The organism is Staphylococcus sp. HMSC34C02 (assembly GCF_001838705.1).
Lineage (GTDB): Bacteria > Bacillota > Bacilli > Staphylococcales > Staphylococcaceae > Staphylococcus > Staphylococcus borealis.
The window spans coordinates 41,759-60,071 of record NZ_KV838583.1; the positions used below are offsets into that span (position 1 = coordinate 41,759).

Consider the following 18,313-nt stretch of genomic DNA (forward strand, 5'->3'; position numbering starts at 1 on the left):
TGCACGTTTTAACTATATTTTCTGTAATGATTAATGAGTTCTGAGACAACATGATCCATAGAAATAGTGTTAAGGTACATCTGTCTAAATTTAAGAAAGTCTTTTAAACACTGATGCACATCACGTTCTTGTTGATTCAATAATTCCAATTGTAATTGCCACTGAACTGGATGATTCTCAATGTAAAGTTGATAAGGGAATATGTATCCGAAGTTACGATAAACAACTTCATCTGACAACCTTAATTGATACATTGCACTTAAAGAAGGCTCAAGGACAGAATTTTGCCTTCTACATTGATTCAAGTAATGATGTATTTCAGATTTCGTTAACTTGAAAATGTGTTGATATGGTGGAGACATTATATTAATCTGATTCACTAATTCATTGATTTCAATTACTGTTTGTTTTGCGATAAATTGTTTGCCACCAATATGCTGAATTTGACTATATAAAACAATGCGCTTGTTCTCATGATTCCATACATATAAACACCTGTTAATTGGATGTATAAAATGTGCTTGAAATGAATTGAGATATAACCTTCCTCTATGATATCGACAATCTTTAAGCAACCAAATGACTTCCATATTCAGTTGTTTAAACCCCTTTGTTCGTTCTAAGATTTCTTCTATACTTATTCTAGAAAATTGAATTTCAATGACAAAATTTAAGTTGACTAGTATATCTGGGAATTGTTGTATCGTCGGGCAATAAGGCTCAATTTGAACGTGATAATGCTGTTGTGATAACATCTTCGCAATGAAGCACTTTACAAAGTAATGTTGTTCCGATTCTTGCTTCGCACAATAACTTACGCTATCCACTTTATGCGCGAAATGCGGCATTTTCTTTGTGCCACGTTTTAGCAATAGTTGTGATCTACAATGCGGACAAAAATAACTGTCTTGTTGTTTTGCACGATGCGCATATACTTGCTCGCCTTGTTGATTTATAGCCATTAACATAAATTTCACTCACCTCATAAGATTAAACGTTTGAGATGGTGATTTTACTTCTCAACACAAAAAAACCGAAGCATTATTCATTGCCTCGGTAAAAACGTTTCATTATTCAACCGTATCTGGGAAATAACGACGGACTTGTGCAGTAACGTTATGACTCATAATAATCTTAGCATAATCGTTTAAATACACTTCAGTTTTATCAGTTGGATATGCAAATTCTAACATTTGACTATAACTATCATTAATAGTCTCTTGACTCACTGTTTCATCAAAGTGAACAGCATAATAATATTTATTATCATTCATATATAATAAATCTTCAAATTCATCAGTTGATAAATTATGATGATAAGCATAACTTATCACTTGTTCTAAATCATCGAATTTAACAATAACTGTTCTAATATTAGATCGTTGTTTCGTTTGCTTTTGTTCAGATTTATGCGCTTGTTTTTGTTGCGCTCTTTGTTCGAATAAGTTTTCAATACTGTCTTCATTTTCCAATGTATTTGCAAGCAATTCATTAACCTGTTCTTCAAATTGTTCATTCGCATCTTCATCTGACATATGCATAGCATCTTCATTTTTAGATTTAGAAATCGTAACTTCCACACCTTTTTCGAAGGCATGTACTTGTATCCAAAGTGGACCTTCAACTACGAAGTCCTCTTCTTCATTGATTTCATCCATCATTGACCAGAAGAATTCTTCGCCTCTTTTACGGTTCGTCCATAAATCTTCACGACTAAATCCTCTAGCTTCAATATCACTATAAGTTATAAATAATTTGACTGTTGTGTCATCAACGCGTTCTATTCTCATATCATCTCACTCCTTACAGTCGATGAATAGTAACCATATTGTATTAGAACGTGGTGGAAATTACAATTTATTTGTTTGATTAAATTTAACTATTTTATAATCGTTATATATACTAACATATTCCCTTTTAAAGTTACAAAAAGGGAGTGGAACAGAATTCTTTTAAAATTCGTCGTCCCACCCCCGCAAGGATGACTAGAACTGAGAAAAGCTTGATTTAAGCGCCTTTTCAGTTCAGTCAGCTACTGCGAATTTGCAAAATAGCTGCATTATATTATTTATGCCTAGCCTCTTCATAATATTATAATCTTCAATTAAATTTTAGAATTAATCTACAAGACGTTGCGCTTCTTGTAATTGGAAAGTACGTACCTTTCTAGGTAAGAAACGTCTAATTTCATCTTCGTTATAACCAACTTGTAAACGTTTTTCATCTAAAATAATTGGACGACGTAAAAGTCCAGGATTATCTTGGATGATTGCATAAAGATCTTGTAATGGTAAAGAATCAATATCAACGTTTAATTTTTGATATGTTTTAGAACGAGTAGAAATAATTTCGTCAGTTCCGTCTTCAGTCATTTTTAAAATTTGTTTGATTTCATCAATTGTTAAATGTTCAGAAAAAATGTTACGCTCCGTATATGGAATGTCATGTTCTTGTAACCATGCTTTCGCTTTACGGCAAGATGTGCAACTTGGTGAAGTAAATAATGTTACCATACATCTCACTCTCCTATTGAATGAATATTATTCATTATTTTTAAATTTATTGATTAAGAAATAATCGTTTATTTAGTCCTCTTAACCTTACAATGTAAGTATAACTATCTAACATTAAAATTAAATGAGAAAATCCTAATTTTTCTGAGAAATCTCAAATTTTCTAAAAACCTAACTTTAAAGGCTTAGAATTAACGTATAACTACATACTAACATAACTTACATTTTAAAGAAATACTGTTATAATTTAAATAATATGAATTAAAACTAAGAAAGTAGGCATCTAATATGGAGACATTATTTTCAGGAATTCAACCTAGTGGCATACCCACAATTGGTAATTATATTGGCGCATTGAAACAATTTGCTGATGTACAAAATGATTACGATTGTTATTTTTGCATTGTTGACCAACATGCTATCACAGTGCCGCAAGATAAAATCAAATTGCGTAAACAAATACGTCAACTTGCAGCTATTTATTTAGCATCAGGAATCAACCCGGAAAAAGCGACCTTATTTATACAATCTGAAGTACCAGCACACGTACAAGCTGGTTGGATGCTCACAACAATCTCAAGTGTGGGTGAACTTGAACGTATGACTCAATATAAAGATAAAGCTCAAAAGCGAACTGATGGTATTCCAGCTGGGTTACTAACTTACCCACCGTTAATGGCTGCAGATATTGTTATTTACAATACTAACATTGTTCCAGTTGGTGAAGACCAAAAACAACATATGGAATTAACTCGAAACTTAGTTGAACGCTTTAATAGTCGTTATAATGACGTTTTAGTTAAGCCAGAAATTCGCATGCCTAAAGTAGGTGGCCGTGTAATGAGTTTACAAGACCCAACTAAGAAAATGAGTAAAAGTGATGACAATCAAAAAAACTTTATTTCATTACTAGATGAACCTAACGTGGCTGCTAAGAAGATTAAAAGTGCTGTAACAGATTCAGATGGCATTATTAAATTTGATCGAGATAACAAACCAGGTATATCAAATTTATTAACAATCTACTCTAGCCTAACAAATGAATCTATTAAAGATTTAGAAGCTAAATATGAAAATGAAGGATACGGAAAATTCAAAACCGACTTATCAGAAATCGTCAAAGATTTCTTAATTGATTTCCAAAAGAAATATGATGAATTTTATCATTCAGACAAATTAGATGAAATACTAGATCATGGTCGCGATAAAGCTCAAAAAGCCTCGTTCAAAACATTGAAAAAAATGGAACGCGCTATGGGACTAGGACGTAAACGATAATAATAAAAAGTGAGATGAGTTAAGTCATCTCACTTTTTTATTACCTATTTTTAGTTATTTTCTTCCTTTAGGGTTAAATGCATCTTTGAGTCCCTCACCAACAAAGTTAATGCTTAGTATTGTAAACATAATCATTAGTGCGGGGGGCATCCATATCCAGGGCTTAGAACTAATAATGTCGCCTTCTTGTGCATCACTTAACATGTTCCCCCATGAAGGAATGGATTTACTAATCCCAAATCCTAAAAAGCTCAAACCAGATTCTACTACAATCATTCCTGCAAATGTTAAAGTAGCTTGTACAATAACTACACTTAAAATATTAGGTAATAAATGCTTTAAAATAATTTTATGTGTGGGCGTACCAATCGATTTCGCTGCTAAGAAATATTCATTTTCTTTCTCTTGCATGACTTTCCCACGTACTAACCTAGCAATACCTCCCCAACTAAGAACGATAATAACTGCTACTAAAATAATCGCTGAGCCGTATGGATTTTTAATTTTATCACCAAGCGCAGCATTTAAAACGATTGCGAAAATTAAAAACGGAAAAAGCATTACAAATTCAGTGACACGCATTAATAGGGTATCAAGTATGCCTCCAAAATAACCTGATATGACACCTATTGCTATCCCAATTATCAGCATACCAATCGTAGAAACTAATCCAATTGTCAACGACATTCTTCCTGCAAATAATAATCTACTGAAATTATCTCTACCTCCGGAGTCGGTTCCTAATATATTTTGAGAAGTCATGTCACCTTTGATATTTAATAAATCTTGCTGATTAATAGGCAACGGTGCTAATAGTGGTGCAATAATTGATATAATGGCTACTAAAATTAAAAATACTAATGATGCCATAGCAATTTTATTCTTGGCAAATTTGTGTAAGGCAATCTTTGTAGGTGAAGATGCCTTTTTTACAGTTTTTAAGTGATTACGTCGTTTGGTCATCATTTACCTTTACCTCTTCTCATTTTAATTACTACGAATTCTAGGATCGACAAAATTATAAGTTATATCAGATATAAGATTTCCAAATAACCCCAAAAATGAAAAGAATAACGTTAACGCCATCATTAATGGATAATCTTGCCCAGTTACTGATTCTAAAAACAATTTACCAATACCATTAAAAGAAAAAATTGTTTCAGTAATAACCGCACCGCCTAAGATACTTACAATATCAGCTCCTAAAAACGTAATGATTGGAATTAATGAGTTACGTAAAATATGTTTATTATAAATTTTATTCATTGATAAACCTTTTGCTTTAGCAGTTAAAACATAGTCTTTATTAGCATTATCAATAATATCGTTTCTTAAATACTGAATATAACCGGCAGTTGATAATAATCCCAACGTTAAAGCAGGTAAAATCGTATGATAGAGCTTACTCAAATAGTATGCAAAACTTCCTTCTTGAAGATTAATATTGACTGACCCTTGAAAAGGAAATATCGGGAATTGAAATGCAAATAGATAAATTGCAAATACACCCGCAATAAATGAAGGAATAGCCAACATAACGTAGTTAAAAACTTGAATAGTATAGTCTCCTATTGAATATGCATATCTTCCTGAAACAATTCCTAGAATAAACGATAATATATATGTAATTATTAGAGATACAACACCAAGCAATATTGTATTAGGTAAGCGTTCAATAATTAAATCAAATACTGGTCGCTTATATTTAATAGATTCTCCTAAATGACCATGTGCTACATTTCCAATCCATCTGACATATTGCGTTGGTATAGAATCATTGAGACCTAGTTTTTCTCTCTGAGCGGCAATTGCCTCTTGCTTAACATGAGGGTTGTATTGTCCACTAAAAGGATCACCTGGTTGAATTATTGCTAAGCTAAATACCACGATTGATATTAAAAATAGTAATGGTATCATTAAAAGAAATCGTTTTAAGATGAGTTTTATCATTTAGCATTCACCCTTTCAGTAAAGAAGCAAGCAACATGATGTTGTGTTTTTATTTCTTCTAGCTTCGGTCTTTGCTCGCGACATTTATCTTGTGCAATCGGACATCTAGTGTGGAATGGGCATCCTTTAGGTGGATTACTTGGAGATGGTAATTCTCCCTTCAAAATAATTCTATTTCCCTTAGCCTGATTAAATTGGGGTATAGACGAAATTAAAGCCTTAGTATAAGGGTGTTGTGGATTTCTATATAACTCAGTGCTATCTGCGATTTCCACCATATGTCCTAAGTACATAACACCTATCACATCACTAATATGTTTCACTACACTCAAATCATGAGCTATAAATAGCTTAAATTAAATTCTTTTTGTAGATCTTTCATAAGATTTAATACTTGAGACTGAACAGATACATCTAAAGCACTCACAGGTTCATCAGCCACAATAAGTTTTGGTCTAATTGCTAACGCTCTAGCTATACCTATTCTCTGTCTTTGTCCCCCTGAAAATTGGTGCGCATATTTGTAATACGTATCCTCACTCATCCCTACGCAGTTTAATAAATACATTACTTCATCTTTAAGTTTCTTTTTATCAACTACATGGTAATTTTGTAACAGTTCGCCTATGATATCTCCAACCATTTGCATTGGATTTAACGAAGCATAGGGGTCTTGAAATATCATTTGAAAATTTTTACGCGCTTCTCGTAATTTTTTTCCATTTAATTGCGTAATATCAACATCATTAATTTTAATTTCACCCGATGTTATATTTTCTAATCGAACGATAGATTTTCCAAGCGTTGACTTACCACATCCTGATTCTCCTACTAAACCAAATGTTTGTCCTTTTCTAATTGTAAAAGAAATATCATCTACTGCTTTAACGTATTGCGTTGGTTTAAAAAGGCCTGATTTAATAGGATAATATGTTTTTAAATTCTGTATTTCTAAGATGTTATCCATTTTTTCTTCCCCTCTATTGGTCTAAAAGATGACAGCGTACTTGACTACCATCCCTACTCATAAGTTTTGGTTCTCGTTGGTTACATAATTCCATTCTGACTTCGCATCTATTCGCAAAACGACATTGATTTTTATTAAACTCAGTTATACTGGGTACCATGCCATCAATCACTTCTAAATACTCCACACTTTCATTTAACTTTGGAATTGTACGAAGTAATTTCTTAGTATATGGGTGTTTAGGATGATTTAAAATTTGATGTAGTTCCCCAAATTCAACAATTTGTCCAGCGTACATGACGATGACTTTATCACAAAATTCCGATACGACACTTAAATCATGCGTAACCAGAATAATTGACATGTTATTTTCTTGCTGTAATTTTTTTAGTAATTCAAGAATTTGTGCTTGTATCGTTACATCTAACGCTGTAGTCGGTTCGTCAGCAATTAATAATTTTGGGTTACAAGAAATTGCAATCGCAATCATCACTCTTTGTCGCATCCCACCGGATAATTGATGCGGATAGCTATTTAGTACTTCTTCTACTCGAGCTATCCCTACTTGCTGTAACAATTCTTTAGCCAACACATATGCTTCTTTTTTCGTTTTATGTAAATGTAAAATAATAGGTTCTATTAATTGATTTTTGATTTTAAATACAGGATTCAGTGCCGTCATAGGCTCTTGAAACACCATACCGATATCTTTCCCTCTAATTTTTCGGTATTCACTTTCACTAGCATTTTGTAGCGCTTTACCGTCGAATATAATTTTACCGTGTGTGATTTTAGATATTTTTTCTGGTAAGAGTTTTACAATTGACTTATTTAAGATTGATTTGCCACATCCAGATTCTCCAACAATTCCAAGTGTTTCATTACTTTTTAATTTAAAAGAAATTTGATCAATTGTAGGGTACCAGTTGTTGTTGATATTAATAGATGTTTCTAATTCATTTATTTCTAATAAATAGTTATCCATAATTTGCTCCAATCAATAAACCTCGACTAAAGTCGAGGTTCATCTTTTATTCTTTAGTTATTTGATATAAATCCTTATCTGAGCCAATTGAGATATCAACATTTCTCACTTTATCATTGACTACTGTAATAGTATCTAATTGAACAATTGGTAATGCTGGAAGAACTTCATTAGTATGTTTTTGCCATTCTAAGTAAATTTCTTTACGTTTTTTATCGTTATTTCCTACTTTATTGAAATCTAACGCATCATCTAACAATTTATCTGATGTTTTATCAGTAGTACGCATTTCGTTTTGTGGTCTGTCAGTATGATATAAATCAGAAGGGTCTGGGTCAGAACCGCCTGTCCATGTTCTGAAATAAACTTCCATATCTTTAGAAGCACTCGCTAAATCATCGTTATATTTACCAAACTCAACCATTTTCACATTTGTTTTTAATCCTACTTTTTCCCAGAAATCTTTAATAGCCGCAGTTCTAGGTTCAAATGTAGGGTTTGAGCCTGAATAATGTTTTAAGTTAATTTCAAAAGGTTTACCGTTAGGATCTTCTCTGAAGCCATCTCCATTTCTATCTTTATATCCTAATTTATCTAACATTTTTTTAGCTTTTTCAGGATCGTAACTATAGTTATTTAAGTCTTTTTGATCGGCTGCAATCCAATGGATAGATGGAACAAAGCTATTTAGTTCTTTACCATAACCTTGATAAAATGCTTTAATCCATTTTTTTCTATCAATTGCATATAACATTGCTTGTCTAAGTTCTTTTTCTTTATATTTAGGACGTTCTGCACCAGTTTTATTCTTCTCTTTATCATAATCATGAGATACAAAACCAATAACAGAATAGTCTGTACCTGGTGTTGATAATACTTTAAGTTTTCCATCTCCAGATTTTTTAGCTTCTTGAGCAATACTACCTGTAGTAGAATCAGTCATATCAATTTCGCCATTTTTCATAGCTTTCACAATTTGTGTTTGATCAATAACTTTTAAATTAATTTTGTCTAAACTTGGTTTACCTTGCCAATAATCATTAAATTTCTCTAATTGAACTGCTTCACCTTGAACAACTTTTGTCACTTTATAAGGTCCAATACCAATTGGATGTTTTCTGATTTTATCTGATTTCGCTAAATCTTTAACTGCTACATCGCTTAAATATTTTTTACTTAATAATGGACCAGCAAAGAAGCCTTCAAGATAGTTTACTTTCTTCTCTTTAAAAGTAACTTCCATAGAATAATCATCTAGTTTTTTCAATCCACTAATCGTGTCCGCTTTGCCTTCATGTTTTTCTTTAGCACCTTCGATGTTTTCAACAATAGGGAAATAACTACCTTCATAATCTTTGTCTGCTAAAACATTTAACGTATAAATCCAGTCATCAATTTTAAACTCATTACCATCTTGCCATTTAATGCCTTTTTTAATTGTAAATTTAATCTTCTTACCTGGATCAATATCTTTCCATGAAGCAATAAATGGTTTAGGTTTCATATTTTTATCTAGTTTAATTAATGATTCATTATAATAAGCTTCGACTGCTGAGTCTGAAGCATCTGAACTCAACACAGATGACAGTGTTCCTGAAGGAGCAGCATTTAAACCTACGTTTAATACTCCACCTTTGTGATTAGATGTTTCTGTTTTTGACAAATCCTTTGAATTTTCATCCTGTTTTCCTTTTCCACATGCACTCAATACTAATACTGCTACTAGTAAGAGTATTAAATATTTACCAATGACTTTCACTCATATCAATCCTCCTGTTGATTCTAAGATGTTTTTCTTATTTTACTTCTAAAATAAAAATTAACAAGTTAAATTTTAGAATTTTCAGATAACATTTTATTTATTAACTTTCAATTACTTTAAATTTTCCATAAAAAATACAACCTAACTATCTCATTCGTAGCTAGGCTGCATTTTGACACGCTTTATTCATTTTTATTTTTTCTTACCAGTTTCTCTATCAATCGATTTGTCCATATATGCATGTTTTAATGAATAATCTCCACCAATTTGGTGATACTCAATACCTTTTAATTGTGGATTTCTTAATGAAGCAGCACCTTTTTGATAAATTGGTGCTACAGGTGCATCATTTAAGAAAATTTCCTCAGCTTGGCGCATAGCAGCAAATCTCTCATTTGGTTTTTGTAGTAAACTACCGTTCGCTTTTTTTAATAAGTTGTCATATTCTTTACTACTCCAACCAGTGTTGTTTTGAGCATTTCCTGTTGTCATCGTATCTAAGAAAGTAATTGGATCAGGATAATCTGGTCCCCAACCTGATAATGACATTGAGTAATTCATCGTCAATTCAGCTTGAACTCTTTGTTTAAAAGGTAATTGCTTAACTTTTACCGTTACTCCTGGTAAATTATTTTCAATTTGAGATTTAATAAATTCCGCAGAAATTTTAGAATCTGGTGTATCTTCAGTATTTAATGTGAAGGTAAATTCATCTTTACCTAGTGCTTTCTTCGCTTTTTCTAAATGTTCTTTTGCTTTTTTAGGATTGTACTTAAGTGGTGAATTTACAGTATCAGCATAATCTTTGCCATCTGGTGTTTTAGCTGTTCCACGTGCAGTAAAGCCATCAAACGGTTTTGCACCTGTACCAAGCACTTCATTAACATAGTCCTTTTTATTAATTGCTTGAGCAATCGCATATCTCATGTCTTTATTTTTAAATTCTGGTTGTTCTTTCTGGTTTAGTTTCAAAAAGAATGTAGATGCTAATAAACGTTTGAATAACGCTGGACTATCTTTATACTTGTCTACTTGTTCAGATGTTATACCTGCAACATCAACAGAACCTGTATCGTATAATGAGGCACCAGCTTGTGTATCTTTCAATATTTTATAGTTGACTCTATCTAATTTAACATGGTTTTTATCCCAATAATCATTATTTTTAGTTAACATGATTTTATCTTCTACAGCCCACTTATCAATTTTAAAAGGACCATTATAAACAGTTTTATCAGCAGTAGTACCATAAGATTTACCATATTTTTTTACTACTTTTTCATTTTGTGGCATAAACGTACCAAAAGCTAACATTTGTTGGAAATAAGGAATTGGTTTTGTTAACTCAACTTGTAATGTGTAATCATCTAATGCTTTTACTCCTAAATCTTTAGGTTTCTTACCATTTTTATTTAGATTAATATCCTCTGCATTTTTCAAATCGTACATTATGTATGCATATTCTGATGCAGTTTCTGGATCAACAGCTTTACGCCATGCAAATACAAAATCATGTGCCGTTACCGGGTCCCCATTAGACCATTTTGCATCTTTACGTAATTTAATTGTCCACGTTTTTCCACCATTTGACTTTTTAGGTTGTCCTTTTGCGACACCTGGTACAGCTTCATCTTTACCATTAAGTGAATATAACCCTTCGAATACTTGATTGTATATCGTAAATGAAACTGTATCAGTAGCTAGTGTTGAATCAAGTGTATTTATATCTGAAGAAGTGGCAACTCGATATGTTTGCCCACTATCATCATATAATCCACCACCTTTACCACATGCACTTAATAGTAAAGTAGTTACAATTAAACCTAAAATCACTTTAAAGTTAATTTTTCTCATAACAATTTCATCCTCCTTCCCCAGTATTAAACGCTTTGCGTTAGATGCTGTTCTTTTAATTGAGCCGCTTCTTCATCAGTAACAAAGACAAAATGACCAGGTCTAATTTCTTGAAGGCTTCGCTCACTATTTTTAGATTCATCATCTTTGTATGCTACACGTTTACGTGTTCTTTCACTATCTGGGTCGGGTTGTGGAATGGCTGATAACAATGATTTAGTGTATTCATGTAATGGATGATAGTATATTTCATCGGCAGAACCCAACTCTACAATTTTCCCAAAATGCATCACTGCGATACGATCTGAAATATATTTAACCATAGATAAGTCATGTGCGATAAATAAGAAAGTAATACCTCGTTCTCGTTGTAGTTTCAACATTAAGTTAACAACTTGCGCTTGAATCGATACATCTAGTGCTGAAATTGGTTCATCCGCAATGATAAACTCTGGTTCAACGGCCAACGCACGTGCAATGCCAATACGCTGTCTTTGTCCACCTGAGAATTCATGAGGATACCTGTTTGCGTGCTCTTTACTTAAACCTACTGTTTCAAGTAAATCATATACACGTCGTTTACGATCTTTTTTACCACTAGCTAATTTATGAATATCAATTCCTTCAGCAACGATATCCATTACCTTTAACCTAGGATTAAGAGATGCGTATGGATCTTGAAATATCATTTGAATTTTTTTATTGAATTTTAATAAATCTTTACGTTTAGAAATTTTCTGAATATCTTGACCTTCATATAAAATTTCTCCACTCGTGATGTCATTTAATTTAATAATTGCCTTTCCTGTTGTTGATTTACCACATCCTGACTCTCCAACTAACCCTAGTGTTTCCCCTTTATAAATGTCAAAAGAGATGTCCTCTATGGCTCTTACTTCATTTCGTTTACCTTCATTAAAATATTGTTTTAAATTTTTAATTTCTAATAATATTTCATTATTCTTATCCATCGAACGACACCCTTTCTACTTGACGTGGTTTGTCGTAATTATTAGGCATTTGGCGCTGTCTCTTCATCACCATTTCTGGTGGTGCTACTTTAGGCGCTCTTTCGTCTAATAACCAAGATTTAACAAAATGAGTTGGTGATACTTTAAACCATGGTGGTTCTTGTTTGAAATCAATATCTAAAGCATATTGACTTCGTCGAGCAAATGCATCCCCTTTAGGTGGATGTAGTAAATCAGGAGGTGTCCCTGGAATTGCAATTAATTCTGTATCATTGCTCGTAGTTAAATCAGGCATAGATGACAGTAATCCCCAAGTATACGGATGTTTTGGATCATAGAAGATTTCATCTACATCCCCGGTTTCCACCATTTGTCCGCCATACATGACAGCAACCCTATCTGCAATATTTGCTACAACACCTAAATCATGTGTTATGAATATAATTGATGTATCAATTTTTTGTTGCAATTCTTTCATTAAATCTAATATCTGTGCTTGCATAGTAACGTCTAAGGCAGTCGTTGGTTCATCAGCGATTAATATTTTCGGTTCACAAGCCAAAGCTGTTGCGATAACAATCCTTTGTCTTTGCCCACCAGAGAATTGATGTGGATACGCTTTGAAACGTTTTTCTGCATTAGGTAATCCTACTAAATTCAATATTTCTAGCGCACGTTTTTTAGCGTCCGCCTTATTATAATTTTTATGCTTGATAAGTGGTTCCATAACTTGCTTACCAATTTGCATCGTCGGATTAAGCGATGTCATTGGATCTTGGAAAATCATTGAAATGTCTTTACCACGTAATTTAATAAGCTCATTTTCAGATTTGACGGCCAAATCTTCGCCCAAGAAATCAATTTTACCTTTTTTTATTCTTCCAACATCCCCTTGGAATAATTTAGTGATTGCTTTTGTCGTTACTGATTTACCCGAACCAGACTCGCCTACTATTGCTAACGTTTCCCCTTTGTTCAAATAAAAATCTACGCCTCTAACTGCCTGCACTTCCCCTGCCGTAATGTCAAAGGAAACATGCAAGTCGTTTACTTCTAAAACTCTTTCTGACATAACCTTTGCCTCCTTTTTTATTTACGCATCTTAGGGTCAAATGCATCGCGTAAACCATCGCTAAATAAGTAAAAGAATAAGATGAGCAAACTTAATACTGTTGCAGGAATAAATAGTTCATGTGGATGAATTAATAACATAGCACGTCCATCATTAACTAATGAACCAAGTGATGTTTGTGGTGCTGGTACACCGATCCCAATGAAGCTTAAGAATGCTTCAAAGAATATGGCACTTGGCACTGTGAACATTGAAGTTACAACAATTGCGCCTAACGTATTTGGTAAAATATGTTTAAAAATTAAGTTGAATTTTGATGCACCTAATGTTCTTGATGCCATCACAAATTCTTGATTTTTTAACTTTAAGAATTCCCCACGAACTACCCTACTCATTCCTAACCATCCGGTAATCGACATCGCTAAGATAATTGTCCATATAGACGGTTCAAATATGAGTACAAATAAAATTACGACAATTAAGTTAGGAATAGATGCAATAATTTCTAGAATACGTTGCATGATATTATCTACCCGTCCTCCGAAGAAACCGGATATTGCACCATATACAACACCAATAAAAATGTCTAGTACTGCAGCTACTACACCGATAAATAATGAAATTTGAGCACCTGTCCATGTACGTGTCCATAAATCTCTACCTAATTGATCAGTACCAAACCAGAAATTTTCTTTAACGCCTGCATCTTTATATGCGTTTGTTCCATCTGCGCCTGTTCCGTCAAATGGAAGGAAAGGTACCTTATCTAATACCGGAATCTTAGCAGGTAAATTTCGTCTTGAGACATCTTGTTCGGCATAATCATGATCACTTAATAAAGGACCAATAAAAGCCATAATAACAATTAAAACCAATCCGATTAATCCTACAATAGCCAATTTATTTCTTTTTAATTGGGTCCAGGCATCTTGCCAGAAGTTTTTACTTTCTCTTTGCATTTCTGGTTCTCTATTTAAATCAAGCTCTCTCATTACGAAATCAGAAGCTGCAATGCCTTCAGAGGTATGTGTCATAGCCGCATTTGAATGATCATCAAATGGCTTTTCAAATTTATCATTTGCCATTACTTTTTACCTCCTTGTACACGAATTCTTGGGTCAATGATTCCGTATAAAATATCTACGATAAAGATTGAAACAATAAATAAAGTACTGAATAAAATTGTTGTAGCCATAATAACTGAGAAGTCATTTGTCGTAATCGATCTTACGAATTGGTCCCCTAATCCCGGAACACCAAATATATTTTCAATGGTTAACGTACCTGTTAGAATTCCTGCTAACATCGGTACTATGATGGTAATAATTGGTATGAGTGCATTTCTTAATGCATGCCCAAATAGCACACGCAAAGAAGAATTCCCTTTCGCTCTTGCTAATAATATGTAATCCGAACTTAAAACTTCTATCATTTCAGCTCGTATATATCTTGCTACTGTTGCCATAACCCCTGCAGATAGCGCAAGTGAAGGTAATACAGCTGTAGCAATTCCTTCCCAACCAGCAACAGGGAACCATCTTAATCTCACCGCAAAAACATATTGTAGAAGTACGGCTAAAACGAACGATGGTACGGATACAGCGATAACTGAAATCACAGTAGTTGTATAGTCTACCCATGTATTTTGCTTAGTTGCAGCTGCAATACCAAGGATTAGACCTAAAATTATACCTATAATCATAGCGATAATACCCATTTCCATTGATGGAATCAATCTCGGTCTAATTAACTCCCATACCGGTTGATTATGATACTGGAATGAATAACCAAAGTCCCCTGTTACAACGTTCTTTAAATAATGAAGATATTGAACGGCAACCGGATCATTTAATCCATATTTTTCATTAAGAATAGCCTTTTGTTCAGCACTTAATTTTGCATCATTAAACGGTGAACCTGGCATCATTTTCATTAAGAAAAATGTAATCGTAATAATGATAAACAGCGACAAAAACATGTACCCCAATCGTTTTAAAACATATCGCGTCATTACTCCGCTCCCTTTTGAATTTTCAAAATTAACATTCCCTTCAAAATTTTCAGAAATATTTAGTAATATTATATATACAATTTTCATACAATTGCAATATAATTTTCACAATATTTAAAAATTGAATTGTAAAATAAATGTTCTTTTTACTGTTTTTGATATTATAATCCGATGTTTTAGATTTAAGATATTATTCTTTATACGAATACGTTAAACTAGTATTAACTTCATCAGGGGGTATACAAATGAAACATAAAAAAGGTTGGGGGCTCTGGTTGTTAAGTACTCCTATGATTACATTGATAATTTGGTTAATCTTTTCTAACCATTCCTTTATTTCATACATAAATACATTATTTTATCTATCACTTATAGTCTTTATACTCGTTTTCATTATTTTATTAGTTCAAGAAGGCATTTTCGACGCTACAAGTTATGGTTTTCGACGTATTCGTTATCAAATGTCTTCACGTGCAAAGAAAAAGACAATGAAACATGATGCGTTTTTTAATCCTTCACAAGTCAAAAAAGAGGTTTATTTTATATCATCATGGATTTTTCCTGCGCTAATCATCAATAGCTTATACTTTGTATTAACAATCATCATTTCCATTTTTTATTGATAAAAAGGCAAAAAAAATAGCGAGGGTGGGACAGAATTCTTTTTAAATTCGTCGTCCCAACTTCGCTATTTTATGATATTAATCTTCAAATTTTTTAAATACTAATACTGCATTATGACCACCAAAGCCAAGGCTATTACTCATTGCATAAGTAATTTCTAAATCTTGCGCTTCATTTGGAACAATATCAAGATCACATTCAGGATCTGGTGTATTGGCATGAATCGTTGGTGCAACTTTAGAATCACGAATTGATAATGCTGAGAAGATAGCCTCTAAACCACCTGTAGCACCTAATAAGTGACCAGTCATTGATTTAGTTGAGCTAACTTTTAAATGATTAGCGGCTTCTCCAAATGTATTCTTGATTGCTCTAATTTCATACATATCACCAACAGGCGTACTCGTACCATGTGCATTTAGATACTGAACATCTTTTGCTTCAATACCCGCATCATCAAGTGCTGCTTGCATTGCGCGTGAGCCCCCTTCGCCTTCAGGTGCTGGAGCTGTAATGTGATAAGCATCACCAGTTGAACCATAACCAACAATTTCAGCATAGATTTGAGCTCCACGCGCTTGTGCAGATTCTAATGATTCAAGCACTAAAATTCCGGCACCTTCACCCATTACGAAACCATCGCGGCCTTCTTGGAATGGACGACAAGCTGTTTCTTTATCATCATTCGTAGATAATGCTCTGCTAGCACTGAATCCTGCAAGTGCCATATGCGTAATCGGCGCTTCTGTACCACCTGTAATCATCGCATCTGCATCGCCACGTTGAATGATTTTAAAAGCTTCACCAATAGAGTTAGTGCCTGTTGCACATGCTGTAACTGTAGAACCATTTGGTCCTTTTGCACCTAAATCAATCGATACCTGACCTGTTGCCATATCAGGAATTAACATTGGTACGAAGAATGGACTTACACGTCTAGGTCCTTTCTTTTGAAGCGTCGTATGCGCTGTTTCAAACGTTTCCATACCACCAATGCCTGAACCGATCCATACACCAATGCGATTAGCAGTTTCTTCATTGATATCTAGCTTAGCATCTTCAACTGCTTGACGTGCTGCAACTACCGCATATTGAGTGAAACGGTCCATACGGCGTGCGTCTTTCTTATCGATATGATCTTCAATATTAAAATCTTTAAGTTCACCTGCTAAGTGAACATTATAATCTTCTGTATCTACTCTAGTAATTGTATCGATACCATTAACACCTTTTAAGGCATTTTCCCAACTTGTTTGGGCATCATTGCCAATAGGTGATAATGCACCCATACCAGTAATTACAACTCGTTTATTCTCAGTCATACATTAAATCCTCCTATTTACCCCATTTGATAACCATAGCGCCCCATGTTAGGCCACCACCAAAACCTACTAACACGAGTGTGTCATCATCTTTAATTCTTCCATTCTCTAATTCTTGTGAAATACTTAATGGTATTGAGGCAGCAGATGTGTTACCAAAGCGATTAACAGATACACTCATCTTTTCTCTCTCTATACCAAGTCTTTCTCGTGCTGATTCCATAATTCTAATGTTTGCTTGGTGAGGAATAAACATATCAATATCATCAGATTTTAGTCCTGCCTTGTCAACAACACGCGTTGAGGCTTCACCCATAATTCTTACAGCAAACTTAAAGACTTCTCGTCCGTTCATAACTAGTTTACCAGTATCTTTATTTAAGTATAAGTATTTTCCACCGGTACCGTCAGATCCCATTTCATAACTAATGATACCTCGGCCTTCTGAAACCTCACCAATAACTACTGCACCAGCACCATCACCGAATAAAACGGCTGTTGAACGGTCTGTTAAATCTGTTATCTTAGATAATTTATCTGCACCGACTACAAGTATATTTTTATAGTCGCCTGATTGAACATATTGTTTTGCCGTTATCATTGAATACATGAATCCAGAACAAGCTGCTAATTGATCCATAGTAGGTACTTTACGCGTACCTAATTTTTCTTGTAACATATTGGCAACTGATGGAAATGGCATATCTCCAGTAGCACTTGCCACAATAATCATATCTATATCAGCTGGTGTGAGTCCTGCATCTTCAATCGCTTTTTTACTAGCTTCAAATGCTAAATCAGATGTATCTTGCTCTTCACTCGCCCAACGTCTTTCTTTAATACCAGTCATTTTAGAAATCCATTCATCTGAAGTTTCTAAAAAACTTTCGAAATAAGCGTTATCAACGACTCTCTCTGGTGCATATGCACCAAATCCTTTTATACCTACGTTCATGAACGTACACCTTCTTACTTCAATTTTTAATACCAGGTATTAATTTAAC

General features: G+C 33.6%; 16 protein-coding genes and 1 pseudogene. 2 read left to right on the forward strand and 15 right to left on the reverse strand.

All coding sequences use genetic code 11. The annotated features are described in order from the left end of the window. Positions 1 to 8: 8 nt before the first annotated feature. From HMPREF3239_RS06410 to spxA, 3 genes are all read right to left on the reverse strand, one after another. A complete protein-coding gene (locus tag HMPREF3239_RS06410; RefSeq protein WP_070855087.1) occupies positions 9 to 968 on the reverse strand; it encodes a competence protein CoiA in 960 nt (319 codons plus the stop codon). A 102-nt stretch (positions 969 to 1,070) separates the two neighbouring features. Then, positions 1,071 to 1,790 carry an adaptor protein MecA gene (gene mecA / locus HMPREF3239_RS06415; protein WP_053029709.1) on the reverse strand — a complete coding sequence of 240 codons (720 nt, stop codon included), beginning with the start codon at positions 1,788 to 1,790 and terminating at the stop codon, positions 1,071 to 1,073. Positions 1,791 to 2,117: 327 nt separating this feature from the next. Further along, positions 2,118 to 2,513 carry a transcriptional regulator SpxA gene (gene spxA, locus HMPREF3239_RS06420; protein ID WP_011276230.1) on the reverse strand — a complete coding sequence of 132 codons (396 nt, stop codon included), beginning with the start codon at positions 2,511 to 2,513 and terminating at the stop codon, positions 2,118 to 2,120. Between the two features lie 288 nt (positions 2,514 to 2,801). On the opposite strand from spxA, the gene trpS reads away from it, so the two are divergent. Beyond that, the gene (trpS, locus tag HMPREF3239_RS06425) at positions 2,802 to 3,791 is read left to right on the forward strand and encodes a tryptophan--tRNA ligase (protein WP_053029711.1); all 990 of its coding nucleotides are present in this window, start codon (positions 2,802 to 2,804) and stop codon (positions 3,789 to 3,791) included. A 54-nt stretch (positions 3,792 to 3,845) separates the two neighbouring features. On the opposite strand, the gene opp4C is transcribed toward trpS, so the two are convergent. The 10 genes and pseudogenes from opp4C to opp3b form a co-directional block, all read right to left on the reverse strand. Beyond that, complete coding sequence (gene opp4C / locus HMPREF3239_RS06430; protein WP_141763599.1) at positions 3,846 to 4,754, reverse strand: oligopeptide ABC transporter permease; 909 nt, start codon at positions 4,752 to 4,754, stop codon at positions 3,846 to 3,848. 24 nt (positions 4,755 to 4,778) lie between these two features. Then, positions 4,779 to 5,741 carry an oligopeptide ABC transporter permease gene (gene opp4B, locus HMPREF3239_RS06435; RefSeq protein ID WP_053029715.1) on the reverse strand — a complete coding sequence of 321 codons (963 nt, stop codon included), beginning with the start codon at positions 5,739 to 5,741 and terminating at the stop codon, positions 4,779 to 4,781. Then, a pseudogene (locus HMPREF3239_RS06440) lies at positions 5,738 to 6,708 on the reverse strand (ABC transporter ATP-binding protein). The gene opp4B and the pseudogene HMPREF3239_RS06440 overlap by 4 nt, the downstream one beginning before the upstream one ends. Before the next feature lie 13 nt (positions 6,709 to 6,721). Beyond that, the gene (locus tag HMPREF3239_RS06445) at positions 6,722 to 7,693 is read right to left on the reverse strand and encodes an ABC transporter ATP-binding protein (RefSeq protein WP_070855089.1); all 972 of its coding nucleotides are present in this window, start codon (positions 7,691 to 7,693) and stop codon (positions 6,722 to 6,724) included. 46 nt (positions 7,694 to 7,739) lie between these two features. Beyond that, entirely contained in the window at positions 7,740 to 9,452 is a 1,713-nt protein-coding gene (gene opp4A / locus HMPREF3239_RS06450) for an oligopeptide ABC transporter substrate-binding protein (protein ID WP_070855090.1), read from the reverse strand. 195 nt (positions 9,453 to 9,647) lie between these two features. After that, on the reverse strand, positions 9,648 to 11,309 hold the full coding sequence (locus tag HMPREF3239_RS06455; protein WP_053029725.1) for a peptide ABC transporter substrate-binding protein: 1,662 nt from the start codon (positions 11,307 to 11,309) through the stop codon (positions 9,648 to 9,650). Between the two features lie 26 nt (positions 11,310 to 11,335). Then, the gene (locus tag HMPREF3239_RS06460; RefSeq protein ID WP_053029727.1) at positions 11,336 to 12,280 is read right to left on the reverse strand and encodes an ABC transporter ATP-binding protein; all 945 of its coding nucleotides are present in this window, start codon (positions 12,278 to 12,280) and stop codon (positions 11,336 to 11,338) included. Beyond that, entirely contained in the window at positions 12,273 to 13,352 is a 1,080-nt protein-coding gene (locus tag HMPREF3239_RS06465; RefSeq protein ID WP_053029729.1) for an ABC transporter ATP-binding protein, read from the reverse strand. Before HMPREF3239_RS06465 ends, HMPREF3239_RS06460 begins: the two co-directional genes overlap by 8 nt. 17 nt (positions 13,353 to 13,369) lie before the next feature. After that, positions 13,370 to 14,437 (reverse strand): oligopeptide ABC transporter permease, encoded by a 1,068-nt coding sequence (opp3C, locus tag HMPREF3239_RS06470; protein WP_070855091.1) that lies wholly within the window; start codon positions 14,435 to 14,437, stop codon positions 13,370 to 13,372. Beyond that, complete coding sequence (gene opp3b, locus HMPREF3239_RS06475) at positions 14,437 to 15,363, reverse strand: oligopeptide ABC transporter permease (protein ID WP_053029731.1); 927 nt, start codon at positions 15,361 to 15,363, stop codon at positions 14,437 to 14,439. The genes opp3C and opp3b overlap by 1 nt, the downstream gene beginning before the upstream one ends. A gap of 245 nt (positions 15,364 to 15,608) precedes the next feature. Here opp3b and HMPREF3239_RS06480 point away from each other — a divergent pair, with 245 nt between their 5' ends. Beyond that, on the forward strand, positions 15,609 to 15,986 hold the full coding sequence (locus tag HMPREF3239_RS06480; protein WP_070855092.1) for a DUF3899 domain-containing protein: 378 nt from the start codon (positions 15,609 to 15,611) through the stop codon (positions 15,984 to 15,986). A 78-nt stretch (positions 15,987 to 16,064) separates the two neighbouring features. Here HMPREF3239_RS06480 and fabF read toward each other — a convergent pair whose 3' ends face one another. Beyond that, positions 16,065 to 17,309, reverse strand: a complete 1,245-nt coding sequence (fabF, locus tag HMPREF3239_RS06485) for a beta-ketoacyl-ACP synthase II (RefSeq protein WP_053029735.1) — start codon at positions 17,307 to 17,309, stop codon at positions 16,065 to 16,067. A gap of 13 nt (positions 17,310 to 17,322) precedes the next feature. After that, the gene (locus tag HMPREF3239_RS06490; protein WP_053029738.1) at positions 17,323 to 18,264 is read right to left on the reverse strand and encodes a beta-ketoacyl-ACP synthase III; all 942 of its coding nucleotides are present in this window, start codon (positions 18,262 to 18,264) and stop codon (positions 17,323 to 17,325) included. Positions 18,265 to 18,313 lie beyond the last annotated feature (49 nt).

Coding starts and splice junctions, on each gene's coding strand:
- HMPREF3239_RS06410 (WP_070855087.1), bottom strand. CDS start 968: ATGTTAATGGCTATAAATCAACAAGGCGAGCAAGTATATGCGCATCGT.
- mecA (WP_053029709.1), bottom strand. CDS start 1,790: ATGAGAATAGAACGCGTTGATGACACAACAGTCAAATTATTTATAACT.
- spxA (WP_011276230.1), bottom strand. CDS start 2,513: ATGGTAACATTATTTACTTCACCAAGTTGCACATCTTGCCGTAAAGCG.
- trpS (WP_053029711.1), top strand. CDS start 2,802: ATGGAGACATTATTTTCAGGAATTCAACCTAGTGGCATACCCACAATT.
- opp4C (WP_141763599.1), bottom strand. CDS start 4,754: ATGACCAAACGACGTAATCACTTAAAAACTGTAAAAAAGGCATCTTCA.
- opp4B (WP_053029715.1), bottom strand. CDS start 5,741: ATGATAAAACTCATCTTAAAACGATTTCTTTTAATGATACCATTACTA.
- HMPREF3239_RS06445 (WP_070855089.1), bottom strand. CDS start 7,693: ATGGATAACTATTTATTAGAAATAAATGAATTAGAAACATCTATTAAT.
- HMPREF3239_RS06455 (WP_053029725.1), bottom strand. CDS start 11,309: ATGAGAAAAATTAACTTTAAAGTGATTTTAGGTTTAATTGTAACTACT.
- HMPREF3239_RS06460 (WP_053029727.1), bottom strand. CDS start 12,280: ATGGATAAGAATAATGAAATATTATTAGAAATTAAAAATTTAAAACAA.
- HMPREF3239_RS06465 (WP_053029729.1), bottom strand. CDS start 13,352: ATGTCAGAAAGAGTTTTAGAAGTAAACGACTTGCATGTTTCCTTTGAC.
- opp3C (WP_070855091.1), bottom strand. CDS start 14,437: ATGGCAAATGATAAATTTGAAAAGCCATTTGATGATCATTCAAATGCG.
- opp3b (WP_053029731.1), bottom strand. CDS start 15,363: ATGACGCGATATGTTTTAAAACGATTGGGGTACATGTTTTTGTCGCTG.
- HMPREF3239_RS06480 (WP_070855092.1), top strand. CDS start 15,609: ATGAAACATAAAAAAGGTTGGGGGCTCTGGTTGTTAAGTACTCCTATG.
- fabF (WP_053029735.1), bottom strand. CDS start 17,309: ATGACTGAGAATAAACGAGTTGTAATTACTGGTATGGGTGCATTATCA.
- HMPREF3239_RS06490 (WP_053029738.1), bottom strand. CDS start 18,264: ATGAACGTAGGTATAAAAGGATTTGGTGCATATGCACCAGAGAGAGTC.